Consider the following 20,131-nt stretch of genomic DNA (forward strand, 5'->3'; position numbering starts at 1 on the left):
CTCCCCCTGGGGACGGGTCAGTGAGCGGTGGTCATGCGCTCGCCGGAGCGGACGGCGGATCTGCGGCGCAGGGCCGGGACGGTGCCGAGCAGGATGAGGGTCAGCAGCGAGGCGCCGCCGACGGCTGTGCCCAGGCGCAGGCCGGGCGGGTGGAACGTGCAGGTGAGGCTGGTGGCCGAGGCGCCCAGCTGCACGGCGATCAGGCCGTGGAACTCGCCCGCCGCGGCCTCGGCCCCGCCGGTGGAGCAGCGCCAGCCGGCGATCCGTGGGGCGGCCACGACGGCGGTGCCGGTGCTGTCGGCGGGGAGCCGGGCGTGCAGGGTGCCGTCGCCGACGGTCACCTCGGTGGCGCCGGTGGCCTTCAGCCGCCGCACGGCGGCGCGCAGCTTCGCGGTGTCGAGGCAGCCGACCGCGCCTCGCGCCGGTACGCGGGAGAGCCGGTTCGGCGTCAGGGCGACGCGCACCTCGCCGGAGGCGCCGACCGTGCCGAGCGGCTGCATCGCGGCGATCCTCGTGCCCTGGGCGTCGGACCGGTACAGCTGCGGCTCACCGCCGGCCGCCCGCGCCGTACCGGAGTAGTGCGGCGCCCACAGGAACGCCTCGCTGCCCGGCCGGCACCGCGCGGTGAGCGTCCGGTCCCCGCCGACCAGCAGGCCGCGCTGCGCGTCGCCCCGGGGCGTACCGCTGAGGGTGGTGCGGGGCAGGGTGTAGACGCGGGTGCCCAGCAGCAGTTCCTGGTTGCGGTACGGCGAGGTGCCGAAGCCGGCCGGGGTGCTGCGCGGGGCGGCCGGGCGCACGGTGACCAGCGGCGGGACGTCCTCGCGGGTGACGGTCGACGGGCCGCCGCCCTGCGGCAGCCACGTCTGGTGCGGGTCCGGCGGGTTGTGCACCCGGGCGCCGACCGAGAAGACCGCGTCGGTGACGGGGTTGTCGAGACTCTGCAGGCTGCGGCCGCGCGAGGTCCAGCCGCCGCCGAGCGCGGTCAGGGTACGGCTGAGGACGTCGGAGGTGAGGCTGCTGTAGTACTGGGCGCCCTGGCCGCCGACCGTCATCGGGTCGTTGGCGACGGTCTGGTAGCGGCCCGGTTCGGTGCGGTAGCGCGGCCAGGCGTCGGCCCCGGCGACCGCGTCCGCCTCCCGCTGCTGGCGGTCTCCCCAGGGCGCGTAGTCGTCCATCTGACCCAGGCGCGCGCCGGTGTCGACGGCCGCGGTGGCGGCGGCCTCGCCGACCTGGCCGCCGATCAGCAGGGTGACGGCGAGTCCGGCGACGGCGGGCCGGCCGCCCTTGAGGCTCAGCAGCGCCAGCCCGCCGAGCGCCCCGGCGACCGCCAGCAGCACCACCGGCCAGGTGTGGTGGGAGGGGTGCCGGGTCAGCCGGCTGCGGCCGGCGACGGCGGTGATCAGGACCAGGAGCACGGCGGCCGCGCCGAGGGCCCGCCGGTCGGGCAGCCCGTGCGCGACGGCCTGCCAGGCGGCCATCACCAGCAGGGCGCAGAGGACGAAGGCCTGCCGGTAGGAGCTGCCGTTCGGGGCGGCGAAGGCGTGCCAGACCAGGCTGGTCGGCGCCCACTGCAGGGACAGGCCGACGGCGGCCACCAAGACGGTCCAGCCCGCCCGCACCCGCACCGGGACCTTCCGGTGGAAGGGCAGCGCCAGGGCGAGGACCAGCGCCGTGATGCCGACGTAGAGGGCCGGGGAGGTGTAGCTGTAGGTGGTCGGCAGCAGCCGGGCCAGCAGGTCCTCGGTGCCGACCGGGGCGAAGTGGCCCGCGCGGCCCGGGTAGGCGTGCCGGGTGCCCAGGTAGACGACGAGCACCAGGGGCGCGGCCAGGCCGACGCCCAGCGCGACGGTCGCCGCGGCCCGGCCCGTCACCGCGAGGGCGCGCCGCCACGGCAGCCCGGCGAGCACCAGCCGGAGCAGCAGCACCAGGGCGGCGCCGAGGGTGGCCATGTAGGCGGTGTAGAGGTTGGCGGTCCACGCGAGCGCCACGATCAGCACGCCGGGCAGCGGGCGCCGGCCGGCCATGGTCCACTCCCCGACCAGGCAGAGCAGCGGCAGTGCGATCAGCCCGTCCAGCCACATGGGGTTGTAGGAGGCGAGCGCGAGGCTCCAGCCGCACAGGGCGTAGGAGGTGCCGAGCAGACCGGCCGCCCACCAGCGGCCGCGGCGCAGCCCGAGCAGCAGCCAGGCCATGGCGGCGCCGGCGGCCGCCGTCTTCAGCACCGTGATCACGTACACCGCGAGGTCGATCTCGTCGCGCGGGAAGACGCCGACCAGCAGGGCGAACGGGCTGCTCAGATAGGTGCCGACGTCCGGCAGGAAGCTGGAGCCGTAGCCGGACTGCCAGTTGACGAGGAGTCCGCCGTCGGCCCTGCCGTGCAGCAGGTCCCACAGGTGGGCGTGGAAGGGCACGTACTGGTTGCCGAGGTCGTTGACCGCGCGCGTGCGGGAGCCGAAGGGATAGCTGCGGGCCACGACGTCGGCGGCGCAGAGCGTGGCGGTGGTGAGGAGCGCCGCGAGCAGGGCCGCCGCCCGGCGCGGATCGGCGGGACGCCGCACGGGGCGCATTCCCCGCTCCTCGTCCTGCGCCGGTTTCACCTCCTGTTCGCGCCCGGTCGACCTCGTGCGATTCATGCGGTGCGGCCCCCAGAGAAATACGGGGGTGTACTCCCCGTCGGTCGGTGATTCGCCGACTTAGACGGGTTCAAGTTCCTGATGGTTGTGTGTCGTCCGTCAAGTAACAGGTCGAATTCCGAATCCGCCGGTGATATCGGAAAGAATTCGCGACATCAAAGGAAACCAAGGATTTCAGGAAGGTGATTTTCTGGTTAACGGGCTTGCGAGAGGCCCGTGTCCGCGCGGTCGGGCGGGGTGTCGGGCACCGCCGCGGCGGTGTCGGGCACCGCCGAGGTGGCGGCCGTCCGCAGGGCGCGTTCGACGGACTGGGCCCCGTAGGTCCCCGCCACGATCAGCGCCGCTCCCAGCACGGCGAGCGCGGTGAGGCGTTCGCCGCCGAGAAGGACGCCGGCCAGCAGGGCCCACACCGGTTCGGTGCCCAGGAGCAGGCTGGCCCGGGTCGCGGAGGTGCGCTGGACCGCCCAGGTCTGGGCGAGGAACGCGCCCAGACCGCACGCCAGGGCCAGGTAGGCCAGCTGGACCCAGGTGACGGCGCCGGTCCGCGCCAGCACCGGCAGTCCGGGCGCCGCGGGCAGGAGGAAGAGGACCGCGCCGACGACGGTCTGCACGGCCGTCACCTGGAACGGCCGTACGGCCCGGCCCGCGGTCAGCCGCCCGACCAGCACCACGTGCCCTGCCCGGACCACCGCGGCCCCGAGCATCAGCAGATCACCGGCGCCGGGAGCGCGCAGCCCGTTGCCCGACACCAGCAGCGCGACACCGGCCACGCACACCGCGACGGCGAGGAAGAACCGTCCCGGCAGCCGGCCCCGGTCCAGGACCGGGGTGAGGACGAGGGTCAGGCTGATGATCAGTCCCGCGTTGCCGGCGCTGGTGTGGGCGACGCCGTAGGTCTCCAGGACGAGGACGGCGGCCTGGGTGAGGCCGAGCAGCGAACCGAAGCGCCGCTCGTCCCGGGTGGGCGGGCCGGCCGCGCGCAGGGCGGCGAGGCAGACGAGGGCGCCGATCGCGTAGCGCAGGAAGAGGACGATCAACACCGGGAGGGCGTCCGTGGCCGTCTTCGCCGTCAGGTAGCTGGAGCCCCAGACGACGGCGAGGACCAGGAGCACCGCATCGGTACGACGGGTGGTCGGCATGCCGTTCACGATCCCTGCGCGGCACCGTGAAGTAAACGACGACCTGCTCAAACGACCTTGTAGCGGAGCTACACTCACGGCGTGGACGAACGGCAGCTGCGCGTCCTGCGGGAGCTGGGCGAACTGGGCAGCGTCACGGCGGTCGCGGAGGCGCTGCGGGTGACGCCCTCCGCGATCTCGCAGCAGCTGCGGCTGCTCCAGCGGTCCCTGCCGGTGCCGCTCACCGAGCGCTCCGGTCGCCGGCTGGTGCTCACGGCCGCCGGCCAGGCGCTGGCCGACGCGGCGATCGGGGTGGAGACGGCGCTGGCCCGGGCCCGCCACACCGTCGAGGAGTACGTGGGCGACCCCGGCGGCACGGTGTCGGTGGCGGCCTTCCACAGCGGGGCCGCCGCGTTCTATCCGCTGCTGCTGGAAAGGCTGCGCGGCGCGGGGTCCCCGAAGCTCGCGCTGCACGACGAGGACGTGGCCCAGGCCGGCTTCCCGCCGCTGACCCGCGTCTACGACCTGGTCCTCGCCCACCGCCTCGAGCACGCGCCGCCCTGGCCGCGGACCGCCACGACCACCCCGCTGCTGCGCGAACCCCTCGACATCGCCCTGCCCACCGGCCATCCGCTCGCCGCGCGGACCGCCCTGACCGCCCGGGACGTCTCCGGCGAGCCCTGGATCACCGTGCACGACGGCTTCCCGCTGCTGGCGACCGTCGAGGCCATCGCCGCCGCGGCCGGGCACCGGCTCGACATCGCGCACCGCGTCAACGAGACGTCGGTGGTGGCCGAGATGGTCGCCGCGGGCGGCGGGGTCGCGCTGATGCCCCGCTGGACGTCCCGCCCGCATCCGGGCGTCGTCCTCAGGCCCCTGGACGGCATCGAAGCCCACCGCCACGTCGACGTCCTCCACCGCCCCGAGCGGGCGGCCCGCCGGGCGGTACGGACCGTGCTCCGCGAGCTGCGGGCGGCGGCAGAGACCGTCCGCGCCCGGGGCTGACCGCGAGTCCGGCTTGACCTGGAGCACGCTCGAACTCCTAGCGTGCTCCCATGGACGCACGAGCTGACAAGAGCGAGAGCACCACCCGTGACGAGCGTTTCGCCCGCGGCCTCGACGTGATGAGCCAGGTCGACGGCGGGCTCCGGGAGCAGGTCCTCGGATCCCTGGCCGACATCAGCCCCGAGCTGGGCCACCAGGTCGTCGCCTGGGGCTTCGGCGAGATCTACTCCCGGCCGGAACTGGCCCCCCGGGACCGGCAGTTGGTGACCCTGGGCATCCTCACCGCGCTGGGCGGCTGCGAGCCCCAGCTGGAGGTGCACGTCAACTTCTCCCTGAACGCCGGACTCACCCCGCAGGAGATCGTCGAGGCGCTGCTGCACTCCGCCGGGTACTGCGGTTTCCCGAGGGCGCTCAACGCCACCATGGTCGCCAAGAAGGTCTTCGCCGAACGCGGGCTGCTGCCGGTCGAACCGCGGGCGTGAGCGGGCCCGCGGGGCGGGCGTAGGGTCGGGGCATGCAGACGCCGCCGCCCTCCGAGAGCCGCCGCCACGACCCCGCCGGACGGCACGAGGGCGGCTTCTGGCCGGTGACGGACGTGCTGGCCCATCTGGCCGGACGGTGGCGGGTCGAGCGGACCGTACGGGATCTGACCGGCGGGACCGAGGGGCGGTTCGAGGGCGGCACGGTGTTCCGGGCGCTGGACGGTGGCGGGCTGCTGCACGAGGAGTCGGGGACGTTCACCTGGCAGGGGGTGGCGCGGCCGGCCGAGCGGACGCTGCGGTTCCTGCCGGGGCCGCGGCCGGGCACGGCGGACGTCCGGTTCGCCGACGGACGGCCCTTCCACGACCTGGACCTGACCTCCGGGCGGTACGTCGCCGACCATCCGTGCGCGGCCGACCTCTACCGGGGCGAGTTCACCGTCCGGGACGCCGACCACTGGCGGACGGTGTGGCGGGTCGGCGGCCCGGCCAAGGACCTGGTCCTGACCACCGACTACGTCCGCGCGGACTGACGGCGGCCCGCCCCGCGAACCCTCAGCTCAGGGGCGCGCGGCCTGGGACGGCGAGAGGTCGAACCGCAGGTTCCAGCGGCCGCCGCGGCCCGTCACCGTCACCGTGGACAGCGGGCGCACGTCGATGTACCAGTACGTCGACGGCGGCGCCTTGAGGGCGTAGACGAGGGCGGCGCGAATCACCGACGGCTCGGCCACGGCGACGATGCGGCCGCCGTCGTCCACCGGGCGGGTGTCCAGCCAGCCGCCGACCCGGGAGATGAACGACAGCAGCGACTCCCCGCCGTGCGGAGTGGCCCGCGGGTCGGCGAGCCAGGCGTCCACCTGGTCCGGTTCCCTGGCCATCGCCTCGCCCAGCGTCAGGCCCCGCCAGCGGCCCATGTCGCAGTCGCGCAGGGCGAGCTGCACCAGCGGGGCGTAGCCCAGGCCCTCGCCGGTCGCGCGGCTGCGCGGCGTCGGCGAACAGTAACGCAGCTCGGCCGCCGCGAGCGGTAGCAGGTCGGCGGCGACGCGCTGCACCTCGTCCCAGCCCGCCTGGTCCAGGGGGCGGGCGTCCTCGAAGCGCTCGGCGAGCAGCGGTGCGCTGCGTGCGGACGCCACGAACGTGACCCGAAGTGACATGCGGCGATGGTGTGACGCTCAAGTGCGCAGGTCAAGGCCTCTTGATACGTGAATTGCGCGAGGAGGGGGAAACGTTACCCAATGGTCCGGAGGAGTCCGACAAGTCAACCTGAACGTCACTTCGGCGACTCGTAGGAGAACGCCATCCACTGGTCCGGGTGTTCGAGCGGGGCGAAACCGAGCTTCTCGTAGACCCCGTGGGCGTCGTGGGTGGCGAGCAGCACCCGGCGTACGCCGTACGGCCGCAGGTGCTCGCGGATCGCCCCGACCAGCGCCGTGCCGACGCCCTTGCCGCGTACCGACGGGTCGACGTACACGTCGGCGAGCCAGGCGAAGAGGGCCTGGTCGGTGACGACGCGCGCGTACGCCACCTGCTCCCCGCCGGCCTTCTCGTAGACGCCGAAGTTGAGGGAGCCCTCCATGGCCCGCCGGTGCTGCGCGGGCGGACGGCCGGTCGCCCAGTAGGCGTCGGTGGACAGCCAGCGGTGGACGCGTTCGACGTCCACCCGGGCGGTGTCCGCGGAGAACTCGTAGCCGTCGGGGAGGGCGGGTGTGTCGGTCATGCGGGGATCCTCGCCGGTCCCCCGCAGCCGCGTCGATCGGATTTCCGGGGCCGGGGCCGGCTGTTTCAGGTCCCGGCGCGCGGCATCTCGTCGCAGGCCGCCCGCAGCCGCCGTACGCCCTCCAGCAGCTCGCCCGTCCCGGCCACCGCCGCGAAGCTGAGGCGGACGTGGGCGGCCGGGGGTTCGGCGCTGAAGTAGGGGCGGCCGGGGGTGACGGCGACTCCGGCCCGCAGGGCCGCGGCGGTCAGGGTGCCGTCGTCGACGCCCTCGGGCAGGCGGAGCCAGAGGTGGTAGCCGCCGGAGGGGATGTGCGGGAGGGCCAGTTCGGGCAGGTGGTGGGCGAGGGCGCCGGTGAGGGTGGACCGGCGGATCCGCAGCGCTTCCGACAGGGCGCGCAGGTGGCGGGGCCAGGCCGGGGAGCCGACGAGTTCGAGCGCGGCCTCCTGGAGGGGGCGGGGGACGAAGAAGGTGTCGACGATCTGGATGGCGCGCAGCCGTTCCAGGACCGGGCCGCGGGCGGCGAGGGCGGCCACCCGGAAGCTCGGCGAGGTGGCCTTGGTCAGCGAACCGACGTGGACCACGACCCCGTCGGGGTCGTCGGCGGCGAGCGGCCGGGGCAGCGGGCCCGCGTCGGCGTGCACCAGCCGTCGTACGTAGTCGTCCTCGATCACGAAGGCGCCGGCCCGGCGGGCGATGGCCACCACCTCGGTGCGGCGGTCGGGGGCGAGGACGGCACCGGTCGGGTTCTGGAAGAGGGGCTGGCAGACGAAGACCCGGGCGCCGGTGGCGCGGAAGGCGTCGGCGAGCAGGTCGGGGCGCACCCCGTCCGGGTCGACCGGGACCGGGACCGGGCGCAGGCCGGCGGCGCGGGCGATGGCGAGCATGCCGGGGTAGGTGGGGGACTCGACGAGGACCGGGGCGCCGGGCGGGGCGAGCGCGCGCAGGGCGGTGGCGAGTGCGGACTGGCCTCCGTTCGCGATCAGCACCTCGGCGGCGGTGACCGCGCCGCCGATGTCGCGCGCGAACCATTCGCGCAGCTCGGGCAGCCCGTCCAGCGGCGGCCGCCCCCAGGCGCCGGGCCGCCGGCCGGCCCGCGCCAGCGCCGCCGCCATCGCGCGCTCGGGTTGCAGGGAGGCGTGCAGGTAGCCGCCGCTGAGTTCCAGGACGCCGGGCGGCGGGACGGCGAGGCAGACCGTGACCCCGGACGCGTCGACCGTGCGCGGGACGACGTCGAGGGCGCCGTCGGCGCTGAGCGCCACCTCCTGCCAGGAGGTGTCCCCGGCGGGCCCGGCCGCGGGCCGCGGCCGGGCCTTGAAGGCGCCGGCGCCGGGCCGGGTGACGACCAGTCCCTCCGCGACCAGCTGGGCCAGTGCCCGCGAGACCGTCACCGGGCTCACCCGGAACTGCTCGACGAGCGCCCGGCTCGACGGGAGCTTTCCTCCTGGAGAGTAGCGGTCGAGGTCGCTCCGCAACCGTTCCGCCAATTCACCCACACTGCTACACTCTTGCATGAGAGTACAGAGTAGCGCTACTGCATCGACCCCGATAGCGGTCGGCACTCCCCCGGGGGCCGCTCCCGTCTCCCACCGGGCCGGCACCCTGCAGGCCGCGCTCGGTGTCGTCGCCTTCTCCCTCACCTTCCCGGCCACCGCCTGGGGGCTGGAGGGGTTCGGGCCCTGGGCTCTGGTGGCGGTGCGCAGCGTCCTCGCGGCGGCCCTGGCGGGCGGCTGCCTGCTGTTCCTGCGGGTACGGCTGCCCGAGCGGCGGCACTGGGCGGGGCTGGCGGTCGTCGCGGCCGGCGTGGTGCTCGGCTTCCCGCTGCTCACCACCCTCGCCCTGGAGACCTCCACCACCGCGCACGCGGCCGTCGTGGTGGGCCTGCTGCCGCTGACCACCGCCGCGTTCTCTGCCCTGAGGACGGGCGTCCGCCCTTCCCGCACCTTCTGGGCCGCGGCCCTGGCCGGTGCGGCGGCCGTGCTGGCGTTCACCGTCGCCCAGAGCGGCGGCGCGCTCACGGCCGCCGACGGCTACCTCTTCGCGGCGCTCCTGGTGTGCGCGGCCGGATACACCGAGGGCGGCCGGCTGGCCCGGGTCATGCCGGGCTGGCAGGTGATCGGCTGGGCGCTGGTGTGCTGCCTGCCGCTGACCGTGCCGGCCGCGGTGGTCGCGCTGTCGTACGAGCCGGTCGTCTGGAACGCGCACGGAGTGGCCGGCGTGCTGTGGGTGGCGGTGGGTTCGCAGTTCCTCGGCCTGGTGGTCTGGTACCGGGGCATGGCGGCCGTGGGCGTCCCGAGGGCCAGCCAGTTGCAGTTGGCCCAGCCGCTGCTCACACTGGTGTGGTCGGTGCTGCTGCTGGGCGAGCACCTCACCGCGGCCGCTCCACTCACGGCCGCCGCCGTCCTCGTGTGCATCGCCGTCACCCAACGATCGCGATCGTGAGGAGGCCCTGGAAATGCGTGCATCCGAGGGCGACCAGCTCGTCCAGCACGGCAGGGTGGTCGGACAGCACGACCATGTCGCGGAGATCGTCCAGGTGCTGGGCCCCGGGGGCGACCCGCCCTACCGGGTCCGTTTCGAGGACGGCCACGAGGCCATCATGTCGCCCGGCCCCGACTGCCAGATCAGGCACCGCGAGACCCATCAGCAGACCTAGTCCCCAACGACGGGGTCGCCGGCCGCGCGCCGGTCAGCCCGGCGGGAGCGCCGGCTGCCGGTAGTGGTCGGCGACCACCCGGGACAGCGCGCCGATCGGATCGGCTGCCACGTCCCGGGCGGCGAAGTACACGTGCCCGCCGACCTGCGGGTACTGGGCGGCCAGCGTCAGGTGCCGGGACAGCTCGGCCGGGTTCTGCCAGGCCGAGGGTTCGCCCTTGCCGCCGGCCCGGTACAGCGCCTCGCCGATGTAGAGACGGGTTCTCGAACCCTTGGCCACGCCGGCCCACCAGTCCACGACCCTGGCGTAGTCGGCCGCCGCGTTGCCGATCTGCCAGTAGACCTGCGGGACGATGTAGTCGATCCAGTTCTTCTGCACCCACTTGCGGGTGTCCGCGTACAGGTCGTCGTACGTCTCGACGCCCGCCTCGGTGTCCGAGCCGCGCGAGTCGGTGGTGGCGTTGCGCCACACCGCGAACGGGCTGACCCCGAACAGGGTGCCGGGCCGGAGCCTGCGGACGCCGGCGGCGGTCTCCGTCACCAGCTTGTCGATGTTGTCCCGGCGCCAGGCCGCGCGCGAGGAGAAATCGCCGCCGTGGGCGTCGAAGGCGTCGTCGTCGTCGAAGGTCTGGCCGGCCACCGGGTACGGATAGAAGTAGTCGTCGAAGTGGACGCCGTCCACGGGGTACTTGGCGACCGCGTCCAGGATCGCCTCCACCACGAAGGCACGGACGGCCGGGATGCCCGGGTTGTAGTAGAGCTTGCCGCCGTACCGCACCACCCAGTCCGGGTGCTTGCGGGCCGGGTGCGAGGCGACCAGCTTGCCGGTGTCGGTGTCGGTGGCGATCCGGTAGGGGTTGAACCAGGCGTGCAGGTGCAGGCCGCGGGCGTGCGCCTCCTCGACGGCCGTGCCGAGCGGGTCCCAGCCGGGGTTCTTGCCCTGGGTGCCGGTGAGGTACGTGGACCAGGGCTCGTGGGCCGAGGGCCAGAACGCGTCCGCGGTCGGGCGCACCTGGAACATCACCGTGTTGAGCCGGTAGTCGACCGCCTTGTCCAGGAGGGCGGTCAGCTCCTTGCGCTGGGCGGAGGCCGACAGCCCGGTGCGCGAGGGCCAGTCCCGGTTGGAGACGGTCGCCAGCCACATGCCCCGCATCCCGGTGGCCGTGCGCCGGGGCCGGGCCGCCGCCGTCGCGCCCGGGACCGCGGACGCCAGCGTCGCCAGCGCCGCCGCCGTGAACGCCCTGCGAGACACCTGTGCCATCGTAAGACCCTCTTACTCTCCGGATCCGCCGGGTCACGGATCGCCTCCGCGCCACAGGATGCCCGCACCCGCACGATCGATCATCGATACTTACGGGTAACGTGCACGAACGGAGCAGGCACCGGATCAGGAGGACCTGCCGGCCGCCCGTAGATCAGCGAAAGGGACGATGTGACCGACATCGAGAAGGTCGGAGTCGTGGGCTGCGGCCAGATGGGAGCGGGCATCGCCGAGGTGTGCGCCCGCTCCGGCCTGGACGTGAGGGTCGCCGAGACCACCGGCGAGGCCCTGGAGATCGGCCGTACCCGGCTGTTCAACTCCCTGGCCAAGGCCGCCGAGCGCGGCAAGATCAGCGAGGAGGAGCGGGACGCCACGCTGGCGCGGCTCAGCTTCACCACGGACCTCGGCGAGTTCGCCGACCGCGACCTGGTGATCGAGGCCGTCGTGGAGAACGAGCAGGTGAAGACGGAGATCTTCCAGGTGCTCGACCAGGTGGTGACCCGTCCGGACGCGATCCTGGCCTCCAACACCTCCTCGATCCCGCTGGTGAAGCTCGCGGTCTCGACCTCCCGGCCCGACCACGTGATCGGCGTCCACTTCTTCAACCCGGCCCCGGTGCAGAAGCTGGTCGAGCTGATCCCGGCGCTCACCACCTCCGAGGGCACCATCAGCCGCGCCCAGGTCTTCGCCGAGAAGGTGCTCGGCAAGCACGCGATCCGCGCCCAGGACCGCTCCGGCTTCGTGGTCAACGCGCTGCTGGTGCCCTACCTGCTCTCGTCCATCCGGATGTTCGAGTCCGGCATCGCGAGCCGCGAGGACATCGACAACGGCATGGAGATGGGCTGCGCCCACCCGATGGGTCCGCTCAAGCTGTCCGACCTGATCGGCCTGGACACCATCGTCTCGATCGCCAACAGCATGTACGCCGAGTACAAGGAGCCGCTGTACGCCGCTCCCCCGCTGTTGCAGCGCATGGTCGAGGCGGGCCGGCTGGGGCGGAAGACCGGGTCGGGGTTCTACACGTACTAGGAAGTGCGGCGACGCCGTCAAGTGGCGCTGTTCGAGGGCGAATTCACCCGGAACAGCGCCAACGGCGGCGCTGCCGGCGAGTGGCTCTCGCGGCGCTCGCCAGGTCCTTATCCGCGCGTCCTCGCCCAGCCCACTTGGACTGCTCGGGGACACGGCCTTGTGAGCGGCATCGACCGCCACCAAACCTGCCCTGACCTTGAGGCTTTGTGTCTTTCGAAGCTGTCAGGGCCTTTCTCGCTTACTCAGCGGAAAATCCCTGGAAAGTCCCTGGTCGCAGCGGCCTGTCCAGCACTTGCGAGCCTCCACATGGGGGCGCGCCTCCGTGACTCGCTTTCGAACCCCGGCAAGCCCCTGGCGCGGCTGCTGAAGGCGCTGGAACGGGCTGGTGAACCGGCGTTGCCGCCGGTCGTACCGGTGTCGGCCGATCCTGCCGCAACGACGGACATCCGCGAGTGCCGGATGCTGTCGCCGGACGAAGTGGCGGAGCTGGTCGAGGCATACACCGGCATGGGGTCGAGATGAACGAGCTGTCTCGGCGATATGGCATACATCGGCGCACAGTGGACCGACACCTGGAACGTACAGGCTTCACGAAGCGGCCGATGGCCAAGATGACACCGGGGAGGGTAGGGCAAGCGAAGGAGCTTTATGCGCAGGGGCTGGGTACGAACGAGATTGGAAAGAGGATGGGCGCTAGCAGAAGCACAGTTTGGAAGGCGTTGAAGCGGGCGGAAGTGCGGATGCGACCGCCACTGGCTTGATACAGATACTTCCTCAGTAGGAGGAATAGCGCCCATTTCGCTGATCAATACTACCGTTCGGACTTTTCTACCAAGTCCCCCACGCCAAAGGCGCCGACAAGTAGCAGCTGATCCAGCAGGTCAAGTACCTGTCCACGGCTTTCCCCGGACGTGGACTGTGCATACGCCCGAACAAGCAACTCACCAACATGCCGCGCATCATGTGCTGCACGATTTTGGATGTTTCCGGAAGCGCTCCCTTGGAGCTGGATGAACCGGCGCGCGCACTGCAAAGCCAAGTCATCAACGCGGTCTGGGGCGTGCTCAAGAGTGATTAGCAGTTGCGGTAGAGCCTCCTCGAAGGAGGCAGACTCAATAAGTGCTTTAAAAGAGGCCTTCAGGGGACGTAGGCGCTTACCGCGCACAACCGATGCAAACTCGGCAATTGTCTTGCGAACCTCCTCTTCAGGATCATGAATAAGTTGCTCGAAGGCTCCCTGAGCGACAGAGGTATCGGTCGCACTGGACAGTCCGTGGGCACAGGCCCCGGCAGCTCCAATGCGGCTGGCTACGTCTTCGCCTGAAAGTACCGAATCCAACAGCTCCGCCAAACTCCACTGCATCGCAGCCAGGGCAGCCAATTGCCCACCGCACTGTCGCGTCTCGTAGGTTTCTGATTGAAGCATACGCTCAATCACCGGTCTTACTACGTCAGGGTCTTCAAAACCAATGTGAGCCATAAGCCGCACTACAGCATGGGTGGCAAGAAGTTCGTCGCCTGCGTTGATCAACTGACCGAAAGCCTGCAACGCTTCAGGACGAGCGTGCCGCATTGAAGCGTGGATCACATGTGCAACGCAAGAACGCACGGTGATGGCAGGATCCCCGGCCATTGTGTCGAGCACAGGAAGAACGAGTGCCGTTCGAGAACCACCCGCATCATAGATGAGGAGGTCACCCAAAATCTCTGCCGCACTTCCGCGTGAAGAATTAATCCCCGACGTGTACAGGTCCCGTCCCTGAGTGTGCTCTTGATTTTCAGTTCGGACAGTCAAGCTGCCGTCAACCGGATCAGCAGCACTGATCGCGCGGTCAACAATAAGCTGAACAATATCTTGAGGAACTGTCTTGAGATACTTTCGAATGGCAGATCCCAGCCACCGATTGTTTTCCTCGTTCCCGAGGGAAGCAATGTGTCGGACAGCTTCAAACACCGATGCAGGGTCAGCAAGGACTTCGGCATTACCTAGTCCCATAAGGATTGCATCACCGTAAGCAGGGTGCACGCTTTCATCAAATCGAAGAGCTAGCCGGGAGAACCTCTCAGGATCGCTCTTTGTTTGCTCCTGTAGGATATGTGACTGCTCGTAAGCGCCACCGGTGTGTGTCCGCCAGTCGGTCCTTTCTGAATTATGTTTTGCTATTGCGCCCAACCACTGTTCATCGTTCATGTGCTCAGCGGCAGCCTGATTGATGGGGGCGCCGATAGCTCCACCCATTATGCCCTGCGGCTCTGCTGGTTGATCTGTGTCAAACTTCCTGCGCAGTTCGCCGAGTCGACGGCGCCCCTGCTCAGATAGCCGATCTTCCTGCATCGCCGAAAGCAAGTTGAAAGGGTACCAGCCCGTCGGCTTGGACTCCCAGGGAAAACGAACTTCGAGAATCGCAGCTTCAAGCCTGGCAAAGGTCTCATCAGACATGAACTGACTCGCGTTCTGGATCAGTTCCCGCGTTTTCCACACAGCATTTGCCGCATAGTATCCACTGATGAATCGGTGAGTCCCTTGAAGCAGAAGTTCAGCCACCCACTCCGCGCAATTTCTGCCCGCCGCCCGCAATGCTTCGTAGAGGAGCCACTGCGCAGTGTCATGAGGATCAGACGCGAGGCTTTCGAGAACAGGACGAGCCGAATCAGCGTCCTTGTCAACCAATCCACGAAGCGCCGTAGCAGCCCCTGCTAGAAGTGCGTCTTCAAGCTCATGAACGTTAGTCCGTGGGTGCCTATGTGAGAAGTGCCGATCCCTACGAGGGCGATTATCATCATCCTCGGCGTAGGCCGTAACGGCCATCACTTGCAAAGTGTACGGGATAAGAAGCTCGCAGAACAGTTCAGGCGCTCCAGCTGCCGCGAGCTGTACTAGTTGGATTACGGAGTAATCTCGATCAAGGAGGGCCTCAACCTTTCCCTTGTCGTCTACGACCATTGCGTCAGGCCGATCGACAAGGTGAGCGGCCAGCAATTCAACCGCCCATTCTGGCTCATGCTTACCGAGGTCGTGAGCTGCTAGCCACAGCTCATCCGTCCTAGTCGAATATTGACCGCTCCTCACTGAATCGAGAACTAGCTCAAATAGCGAGCGACTACGGTAGAGGTCACAGATTCGGGTTACCCAAAGAAGCCACTGCGGATACTCTGGCGCAGCTTTGCGTGCCCCAAGGATCGCTGCTAGGCGATCTGGATCAGATTTCGCGGCGCCTACCATGATGTCAATGGCTCGACCTTGATAATCTTGGTCGGCCCCATCAAGCCACTCTTCGATTACCCCTTCAGCATCAAGACGCTCAAACCACCCTGCGGCTTGGAGCGAGCGCCACAAACGTTCCTCAAAAGCTGGACCCGTATCCTGCACGCTTGCCACCATTTCCCATTCACGGGCCGATGGTTTCGACAAGGATCCAATAATTTTGAGAGCGACATCCTTGATGTGAAACCGAATATCAGAACTTGTTAGTAGAGCCTCCGTCTCGACGGCAAAGCGATCTGGCTCAAGTTCTCGGAGATGGTTCATGATTTGCCGAACTTGTGCCCGTCGGAAGAGTTCTTGTTCTCCTCCCGACAAGAACGTTACAAGTGACTCACCGCGCTCGATCCAACCGCGAGCAAAGGCGTAGTCGAAGAACGCCTCATGGAAGAACGCAATTTGCTGACCATCACGAACCAGGACATGTTCCGAGACAAGAACGGCAGCGTCATCAGCCAGATCATCGACGTCAAGAGCAGTAATCGGGACAGAGAGTCTCTGTCTCGCACTGATAGCCTCAGCAACGGTCGAGATAACCTTGTTAAAGCGAACCGTGTCACGCCTCTGGCGGCAGTCGGTGAGCTTGCGCTGCCAGAAGGCATCAAAGAGATTCTTCGTGGTTTGAAACGCCATGGCGTCTTCGTTGCCGGCGATGCTCTTCAGCAGTACAAGATTCAGCGGAGAGCGCAGGAGCTTCTTTTGATGGTCAGTTAGGGCGTTCGCATCCAGCCCCATTGCACGAACCGACTCTGCGACTTGCTCGTCTGAAATTTCCCCAACTTCAACGTGCGCACAATTCTTGGCATCGACGAGCTCGCGGATCCGATAATCGTTATCTACATCAAATTTCCGGCAAGCAAGAATTACAGTCATTGCAGGAAACGCTGACGCTTCGCGCACCAAACTCGCAACGGCGTCAAAGTTCCTTGGCATTCCTCCTGAAGTCAGACTCACCGCGTCCAACTGGTCCACGATCAGGACACTAGGGCGCTCTCCAGCAACCGCAGCAAGCGCGGTGACAGGCGAAACACCGACGCCAATCCTTTCCCCCAGCTCAGTCGTAGAAGAGAAGGGCTCGAGGCGGTCAAGCCGGAAAGCTAGAAGCGGCACCGAATCCGCATCAAGGGATTCGTAGACCTGATGAAGTGTGGCACTCTTTCCGCCGCCGCCATGGCCCATCAACAGAAGGAGGTGATTCGACCCATTGACCAGCTCTACTAGCTGGGCGGTCTCAGGACGATCGATAGTGGGCTGAAGGAGCTCTCGCTCAATACTCGAAGCCCATCCCTTACAAACCGAGCCAACCTGTTCGGCAATCCCACTCGTGTTAAGCAGCCGAGCCCGACTCAGACCATAGGTACCCAAGCGAGACTCAATTGCCGGGGCATCAAGTGTGACGCCGAGAGCGTTCTGGACCAAGTCTCCCAAGCCAACTGCCGCGAGACTTCCGGCCGCACCTTCCAAGAGTAGCTCCGCCAGTGCTCCGTTCATATTTACAATGTCTTGCTCATCCGGCCAAGAGATCCAGAAGCCCCGCAAGATCTCCCAGACTTTCTCCGCAGATCCAAAGATGTCGGGAGAGGAAAGATCATCGAAGGTGTCCCTAAGCCCCTCTGTTAGCCAATGCTTAATGAAGTCCTCTTGACTCTCCGAACGTCTTGCGCGATCGGCAAGTTCTTGGAGGGAGTTGGCGGGCAACAGGGAGACAAAGTGGAACTGACGTCCATCTTCTACGTGCGAGCGAACATTCTCCCAAATCCCTTTGCTTTGAAGAGACTTGACCGTCCAGGTGTTAGCACTGCCGTTCTGTCGCTTTAGCTGATGAACCTGCACCGTATCGCCATGGAGATAAGTGAACTCGACGCCCTTACTCAGATCACCGACGCCCTCGACCGTTAGAGAATTGCCTGCACCAAGAAGCACGTAGAGAATGTGCCGAATCGTCCAAGCGCCTTCGTAGCGGTTACCAAATTTGTCCGCCTCACCTCCCGGCCGAGGACTCATGAGACCCTCCATTTCTGTTGCAAGTCTTGTTCAAGATCGATCATCTGCGACCAAGGAACCCTCGTCTCGGTCGCCACCTTCCTTTCCACCATTCTGCCACTTATAGTGACTTAATCGCCACGCTAGGTAGTAGCTCAGTCGGGCCGTTCGGTTGCAGCAAGCTCCGTCAGCACCGGGATAGCCTCGATCCTCTCCGCCGTGAGGTCGTTCAAGACGAGCCCGCGGAGCCGGCGACGCCTGGGGCACTGAATCACCTCGTCAGGCGTGATGATGAGATCGACGCTGAAGTCGTGCTCGGTCTCGGGGATCTCCTCGTCGACCACCTGGAGCTGGTGGACAGGAGCGACGATGACCGTCTCGTCCGTCACGAGGCCCGCCTCGATCAGGAGCGCTACCTCCAGGTCGGAGTACCCCGCGCCCTTGCCGATGCGTGCCCCGGAACGGTTGACGGCGACGCTGCCGCAGATCACGACGTCGATGGGCCGCATGTCTTCAACGCCGACCCGGCGAGCCGCCTGCGCGGCGCCCCTCTTCTCCGCGGCGTGCTCGACGGGTAGTTCAAGCGTCTCGGGATCCAGCAGGTAGAACGGCTGGGGGCTCGCCATCCTCGGCACGGCCATATAGAGGAGCTTGCCGTCCTGGAGCGCACGGACGCGGACGGGCAGTTGGGCCCAGTCAGGGTTCGCCTTGATCATTCGAGCGCGTTTCCAAACGTCCAACTCGGCCAGGCGGTCGGCGGTCGCCACTGCACCGTAGAACCCGGGGATCTTGCCGTACGAGCTTTCCGGCACAGCGCCCTCGCGTTCGAGCAGGCGCCACACCTGGTCTCGGACGGCTTCCTTGGCCTGGTCGATGTTGCTCACGCGCCCCTACCGATCCTGTCAGATCGCCGCAATGAGAGCCAGCAGGTGGTCGTTGACATCCTGCACCCCCGGCTCGTGCCGCCACTCGCGGAGTTCTCGACCAGCGGCGAATGCCAGGTTAAGACCGCCACCACCGCGTGTCAGCTCTACGGTGTCGATCGTCCGATGCATGGTCGCGGACGCCTCGTCGAGCTTGCGCTGGCGGATCAACGACCGGGTGCGGTTCCCGAGCGCGATGGCCTGGCTCTTCTGCTTCGCGCCCAGTGCTCCGACCGTCGTGCGCAGGACAGGCTCGGACCGCGCCGGCAGACCGAGGAACAGGTAGCACGGACCAGCAAGCCGGTTGAACTCGTTGATCGTGTAATACTCAGCGGCGACATCGTCCGCGTTGCCCCGGTCGAACTGTGCCTCGGCCTTTTCTAGCGCTTCCTCGCACTACTTCACGTTCCCCGACATGGAACATCCCTCGGCGACGTGCAGCAGGCTCGACCCGGTGAGGGGGCTGGCGTACTGTGCGACCTCGGCCGCCTGTCCCGCGAGCGTCGCGCCTTTGGCGAAATCCTTCTCGCCGTAGAGGGCGACGAAGCTCTTGCGCAGTGTCGCGTATGCCTCGGTGTACGGATCGCGTACCTATGGCGGCCACCTTTCGACCATGTTGCCTCGGAGGCCGAGTTAGCGCAGGTCGTCCGATGTTGTCGGGCAGCGTGGTCAGGTGATTGTGCTGCGCACGGGACTGGAGAGACGCCCGTTCCCACCCTCCGCTGACTCACTCACATCGTGGCCAGGGGCACCACGCCGGCGCTGCGCCTGTGCGGGCTGGTGGGCATCAAAATTCAGCCTGCATATGGCCGTCTCACCGCCGTCTTTGAAATCAACAACCTTGCGGCTTAAGGCTGTTCGATACAGTGGAGGATCCTTACGCACACGATCAGCCTCCAGGAGGATTGCGTGGAACCGTCGCTCGTCGATGCCATGATGCCGAGCCTGACGGCGGCCGTGGCCGCCTACGGAGCGAACGTCTTGGTGCGGGCCGAAGACATCGCAGCTGTGGAGACCGTACGCCCGGGGCAACGGCTGCTGGCGCGGCTGAGGAGGAACGAGGACGCTCGCCCCCGCATCGATGTTGCTGTTCAGGAGCTGGCAAGTGCCCTCGACGACGAGGACTTCCGCGGCGCACTGCGCGCACAAATCAAAAGTGCCCTCAAGGAAGACGTCGACTTGGCATCCGAGCTCGAGTCGCTCCTAGCCGGATCACGTGTGACCGCTCAGGCCATGGGGGCGCGTTCCGTCGCCGTCACGCGCAACGACGGAATCATCTCCACGGGCGACAACGCGACCATCCAGAGGTAGGTATGGACCAGGGCTTCGAGCGGTCCGTCTTCGTCGGGAAAAACACTGGGATCGTATCCACCGGCGACAATGCCTCCATCACTCAGATCACCCTTGCAGCGGGCGCACCGAAGCCGACCGAGGCGGTGCCTGCCCTCCTCGATGTGTTCGGTTTGCACAGCGGCGAAAGCCCAGTGTTCAGGGGGCGGATCAGCGAGCAGCAGCACTTGAAGGCGATTTTCGATGGACCACCCGGTTCCGTCGCCGTGATCACCGGATGTGGCGGCGTGGGAAAATCGTCGTTGGCCGCTCAGACGGCATCCAAATATCGGGGTCGCTACAACCCCGTTTGGAAATCTCAGCCGGAGACGCAGCCCAGATCGAGTTCGGCCTGTCCCGGCTGGCCTGTCGTATCGACCCCGGACTGGTCGATCATCCGAGCGAAGCGGCCGCAGAGTGGGCGCGGGGCCTTGACCCCGGATCTTGGACACCGGAGAAACTTGGATCTTGATGGTCCAGGAGAACGGAGTCCCCTGTGGGGATGAAGCATTACCCCGCCGAGTTCAAGGCGGACGCGGTCGCGTTGTGCCGGTCGAGGCCGGGAGCGACGATCAAGTCGGTCGCCGGTGATCTCGGGGTGAACACCGAGACGCTGAGGAATTGGATCCGGGCCGCTGATGGGCACCGAGCCGGCGCCCACCCCGCACCGTCGGCCGCCTCGCAGGCCGTCGGCGACGCGGTTCAGGCGGAGCTGGCCGCCGCCCGCAAGAGGATCCGTG

At 68.0% G+C, this 20,131-nt stretch carries 19 protein-coding genes; 11 read left to right on the forward strand and 8 right to left on the reverse strand.

Annotated features, from left to right (window positions below; translation table 11 throughout):
- Positions 1-17: 17 nt before the first annotated feature.
- Both ACIRQ9_RS34595 and ACIRQ9_RS34600 read right to left on the reverse strand, forming a co-directional pair.
- Complete coding sequence (locus ACIRQ9_RS34595) at positions 18-2,567, reverse strand: YfhO family protein (protein WP_404182723.1); 2,550 nt, start codon at positions 2,565-2,567, stop codon at positions 18-20.
- 260 nt (positions 2,568-2,827) lie between these two features.
- Positions 2,828-3,772: a DMT family transporter gene (locus ACIRQ9_RS34600; RefSeq protein ID WP_404182726.1), complete on the reverse strand. Its 945-nt coding sequence runs from the start codon at positions 3,770-3,772 to the stop codon at positions 2,828-2,830.
- An 81-nt stretch (positions 3,773-3,853) separates the two neighbouring features.
- Here ACIRQ9_RS34600 and ACIRQ9_RS34605 point away from each other — a divergent pair, with 81 nt between their 5' ends.
- Genes ACIRQ9_RS34605 through ACIRQ9_RS34615 form a run of 3 tightly spaced genes read left to right on the forward strand, consistent with a single transcriptional unit; the run spans position 3,854 to position 5,768 of the window.
- Positions 3,854-4,756: a LysR family transcriptional regulator gene (locus ACIRQ9_RS34605; RefSeq protein WP_404182729.1), complete on the forward strand. Its 903-nt coding sequence runs from the start codon at positions 3,854-3,856 to the stop codon at positions 4,754-4,756.
- Between the two features lie 50 nt (positions 4,757-4,806).
- The gene (locus ACIRQ9_RS34610) at positions 4,807-5,238 is read left to right on the forward strand and encodes a carboxymuconolactone decarboxylase family protein (protein ID WP_404182732.1); all 432 of its coding nucleotides are present in this window, start codon (positions 4,807-4,809) and stop codon (positions 5,236-5,238) included.
- Positions 5,239-5,270: 32 nt separating this feature from the next.
- Positions 5,271-5,768 carry a DUF6314 family protein gene (locus ACIRQ9_RS34615; RefSeq protein ID WP_404182736.1) on the forward strand — a complete coding sequence of 166 codons (498 nt, stop codon included), beginning with the start codon at positions 5,271-5,273 and terminating at the stop codon, positions 5,766-5,768.
- A 27-nt stretch (positions 5,769-5,795) separates the two neighbouring features.
- On the opposite strand, the gene ACIRQ9_RS34620 is transcribed toward ACIRQ9_RS34615, so the two are convergent.
- The 3 genes from ACIRQ9_RS34620 to ACIRQ9_RS34630 form a co-directional block, all read right to left on the reverse strand.
- Positions 5,796-6,389 carry a histidine phosphatase family protein gene (locus ACIRQ9_RS34620; RefSeq protein WP_362174387.1) on the reverse strand — a complete coding sequence of 198 codons (594 nt, stop codon included), beginning with the start codon at positions 6,387-6,389 and terminating at the stop codon, positions 5,796-5,798.
- A 116-nt stretch (positions 6,390-6,505) separates the two neighbouring features.
- Positions 6,506-6,952 carry a GNAT family N-acetyltransferase gene (locus ACIRQ9_RS34625; RefSeq protein WP_404182739.1) on the reverse strand — a complete coding sequence of 149 codons (447 nt, stop codon included), beginning with the start codon at positions 6,950-6,952 and terminating at the stop codon, positions 6,506-6,508.
- A gap of 65 nt (positions 6,953-7,017) precedes the next feature.
- Complete coding sequence (locus tag ACIRQ9_RS34630) at positions 7,018-8,463, reverse strand: PLP-dependent aminotransferase family protein (RefSeq protein ID WP_404182742.1); 1,446 nt, start codon at positions 8,461-8,463, stop codon at positions 7,018-7,020.
- Between ACIRQ9_RS34630 and ACIRQ9_RS34635 the strand changes: the two genes are divergently transcribed.
- Together ACIRQ9_RS34635 and ACIRQ9_RS34640 are read left to right on the forward strand one after the other, a co-directional pair.
- Positions 8,462-9,391, forward strand: coding sequence for a DMT family transporter (locus ACIRQ9_RS34635; protein WP_404182745.1), 930 nt, complete (start codon positions 8,462-8,464; stop codon positions 9,389-9,391). The genes ACIRQ9_RS34630 and ACIRQ9_RS34635 overlap by 2 nt on opposite strands.
- Positions 9,392-9,404: 13 nt before the next feature.
- A complete protein-coding gene (locus ACIRQ9_RS34640) occupies positions 9,405-9,605 on the forward strand; it encodes a DUF1918 domain-containing protein (RefSeq protein WP_404182748.1) in 201 nt (66 codons plus the stop codon).
- A gap of 33 nt (positions 9,606-9,638) precedes the next feature.
- On the opposite strand, the gene ACIRQ9_RS34645 is transcribed toward ACIRQ9_RS34640, so the two are convergent.
- Positions 9,639-10,865, reverse strand: coding sequence for a glycoside hydrolase family 10 protein (locus ACIRQ9_RS34645; RefSeq protein WP_404182751.1), 1,227 nt, complete (start codon positions 10,863-10,865; stop codon positions 9,639-9,641).
- Positions 10,866-11,036: 171 nt separating this feature from the next.
- On the opposite strand from ACIRQ9_RS34645, the gene ACIRQ9_RS34650 reads away from it, so the two are divergent.
- The 3 genes from ACIRQ9_RS34650 to ACIRQ9_RS34660 all read left to right on the forward strand — a co-directional run bounded on the left by ACIRQ9_RS34650 (position 11,037) and on the right by ACIRQ9_RS34660 (position 12,655).
- Positions 11,037-11,894 carry a 3-hydroxybutyryl-CoA dehydrogenase gene (locus ACIRQ9_RS34650; RefSeq protein ID WP_404182754.1) on the forward strand — a complete coding sequence of 286 codons (858 nt, stop codon included), beginning with the start codon at positions 11,037-11,039 and terminating at the stop codon, positions 11,892-11,894.
- 159 nt (positions 11,895-12,053) lie between these two features.
- A complete protein-coding gene (locus ACIRQ9_RS34655) occupies positions 12,054-12,416 on the forward strand; it encodes a hypothetical protein (RefSeq protein ID WP_404182757.1) in 363 nt (120 codons plus the stop codon).
- Positions 12,417-12,505: 89 nt separating this feature from the next.
- On the forward strand, positions 12,506-12,655 hold the full coding sequence (locus tag ACIRQ9_RS34660; protein WP_404182778.1) for a helix-turn-helix domain-containing protein: 150 nt from the start codon (positions 12,506-12,508) through the stop codon (positions 12,653-12,655).
- Positions 12,656-12,705: 50 nt separating this feature from the next.
- Here the strand turns inward: ACIRQ9_RS34660 and ACIRQ9_RS34665 are convergent, their stop codons facing one another.
- Both ACIRQ9_RS34665 and ACIRQ9_RS34670 read right to left on the reverse strand, forming a co-directional pair.
- Positions 12,706-17,160, reverse strand: a complete 4,455-nt coding sequence (locus ACIRQ9_RS34665; protein WP_404182760.1) for a hypothetical protein — start codon at positions 17,158-17,160, stop codon at positions 12,706-12,708.
- 134 nt (positions 17,161-17,294) lie between these two features.
- Positions 17,295-18,023: a 5-formyltetrahydrofolate cyclo-ligase gene (locus ACIRQ9_RS34670; RefSeq protein WP_404182763.1), complete on the reverse strand. Its 729-nt coding sequence runs from the start codon at positions 18,021-18,023 to the stop codon at positions 17,295-17,297.
- A gap of 45 nt (positions 18,024-18,068) precedes the next feature.
- Between ACIRQ9_RS34670 and ACIRQ9_RS34675 the strand changes: the two genes are divergently transcribed.
- The 3 genes from ACIRQ9_RS34675 to ACIRQ9_RS34685 all read left to right on the forward strand — a co-directional run.
- Complete coding sequence (locus ACIRQ9_RS34675) at positions 18,069-18,446, forward strand: hypothetical protein (protein ID WP_404182766.1); 378 nt, start codon at positions 18,069-18,071, stop codon at positions 18,444-18,446.
- A 525-nt stretch (positions 18,447-18,971) separates the two neighbouring features.
- Positions 18,972-19,373, forward strand: coding sequence for a hypothetical protein (locus tag ACIRQ9_RS34680; protein WP_404182769.1), 402 nt, complete (start codon positions 18,972-18,974; stop codon positions 19,371-19,373).
- A gap of 520 nt (positions 19,374-19,893) precedes the next feature.
- The coding region (locus ACIRQ9_RS34685; RefSeq protein ID WP_404182772.1) for a transposase at positions 19,894-20,131 on the forward strand (238 nt) is incomplete at its 3' end.

It is taken from the genome of Streptomyces sp. NPDC101237 (genome assembly GCF_044767465.1).
GTDB lineage: Bacteria > Actinomycetota > Actinomycetes > Streptomycetales > Streptomycetaceae > Streptomyces > Streptomyces gramineus.

What these genes read in the sequence shown, in the direction of transcription:
- ACIRQ9_RS34610 (WP_404182732.1), top strand. Translation starts at nt 4,807, where the DNA reads ATGGACGCACGAGCTGACAAGAGCGAGAGCACCACCCGTGACGAGCGT.
- ACIRQ9_RS34665 (WP_404182760.1), bottom strand. Translation starts at nt 17,160, where the DNA reads ATGAGTCCTCGGCCGGGAGGTGAGGCGGACAAATTTGGTAACCGCTAC.
- ACIRQ9_RS34620 (WP_362174387.1), bottom strand. Translation starts at nt 6,389, where the DNA reads ATGTCACTTCGGGTCACGTTCGTGGCGTCCGCACGCAGCGCACCGCTG.
- ACIRQ9_RS34625 (WP_404182739.1), bottom strand. Translation starts at nt 6,952, where the DNA reads ATGACCGACACACCCGCCCTCCCCGACGGCTACGAGTTCTCCGCGGAC.
- ACIRQ9_RS34660 (WP_404182778.1), top strand. Translation starts at nt 12,506, where the DNA reads ATGACACCGGGGAGGGTAGGGCAAGCGAAGGAGCTTTATGCGCAGGGG.
- ACIRQ9_RS34645 (WP_404182751.1), bottom strand. Translation starts at nt 10,865, where the DNA reads ATGGCACAGGTGTCTCGCAGGGCGTTCACGGCGGCGGCGCTGGCGACG.
- ACIRQ9_RS34615 (WP_404182736.1), top strand. Translation starts at nt 5,271, where the DNA reads ATGCAGACGCCGCCGCCCTCCGAGAGCCGCCGCCACGACCCCGCCGGA.
- ACIRQ9_RS34630 (WP_404182742.1), bottom strand. Translation starts at nt 8,463, where the DNA reads ATGCAAGAGTGTAGCAGTGTGGGTGAATTGGCGGAACGGTTGCGGAGC.
- ACIRQ9_RS34600 (WP_404182726.1), bottom strand. Translation starts at nt 3,772, where the DNA reads ATGCCGACCACCCGTCGTACCGATGCGGTGCTCCTGGTCCTCGCCGTC.
- ACIRQ9_RS34595 (WP_404182723.1), bottom strand. Translation starts at nt 2,567, where the DNA reads ATGCGCCCCGTGCGGCGTCCCGCCGATCCGCGCCGGGCGGCGGCCCTG.
- ACIRQ9_RS34635 (WP_404182745.1), top strand. Translation starts at nt 8,462, where the DNA reads ATGAGAGTACAGAGTAGCGCTACTGCATCGACCCCGATAGCGGTCGGC.
- ACIRQ9_RS34640 (WP_404182748.1), top strand. Translation starts at nt 9,405, where the DNA reads ATGCGTGCATCCGAGGGCGACCAGCTCGTCCAGCACGGCAGGGTGGTC.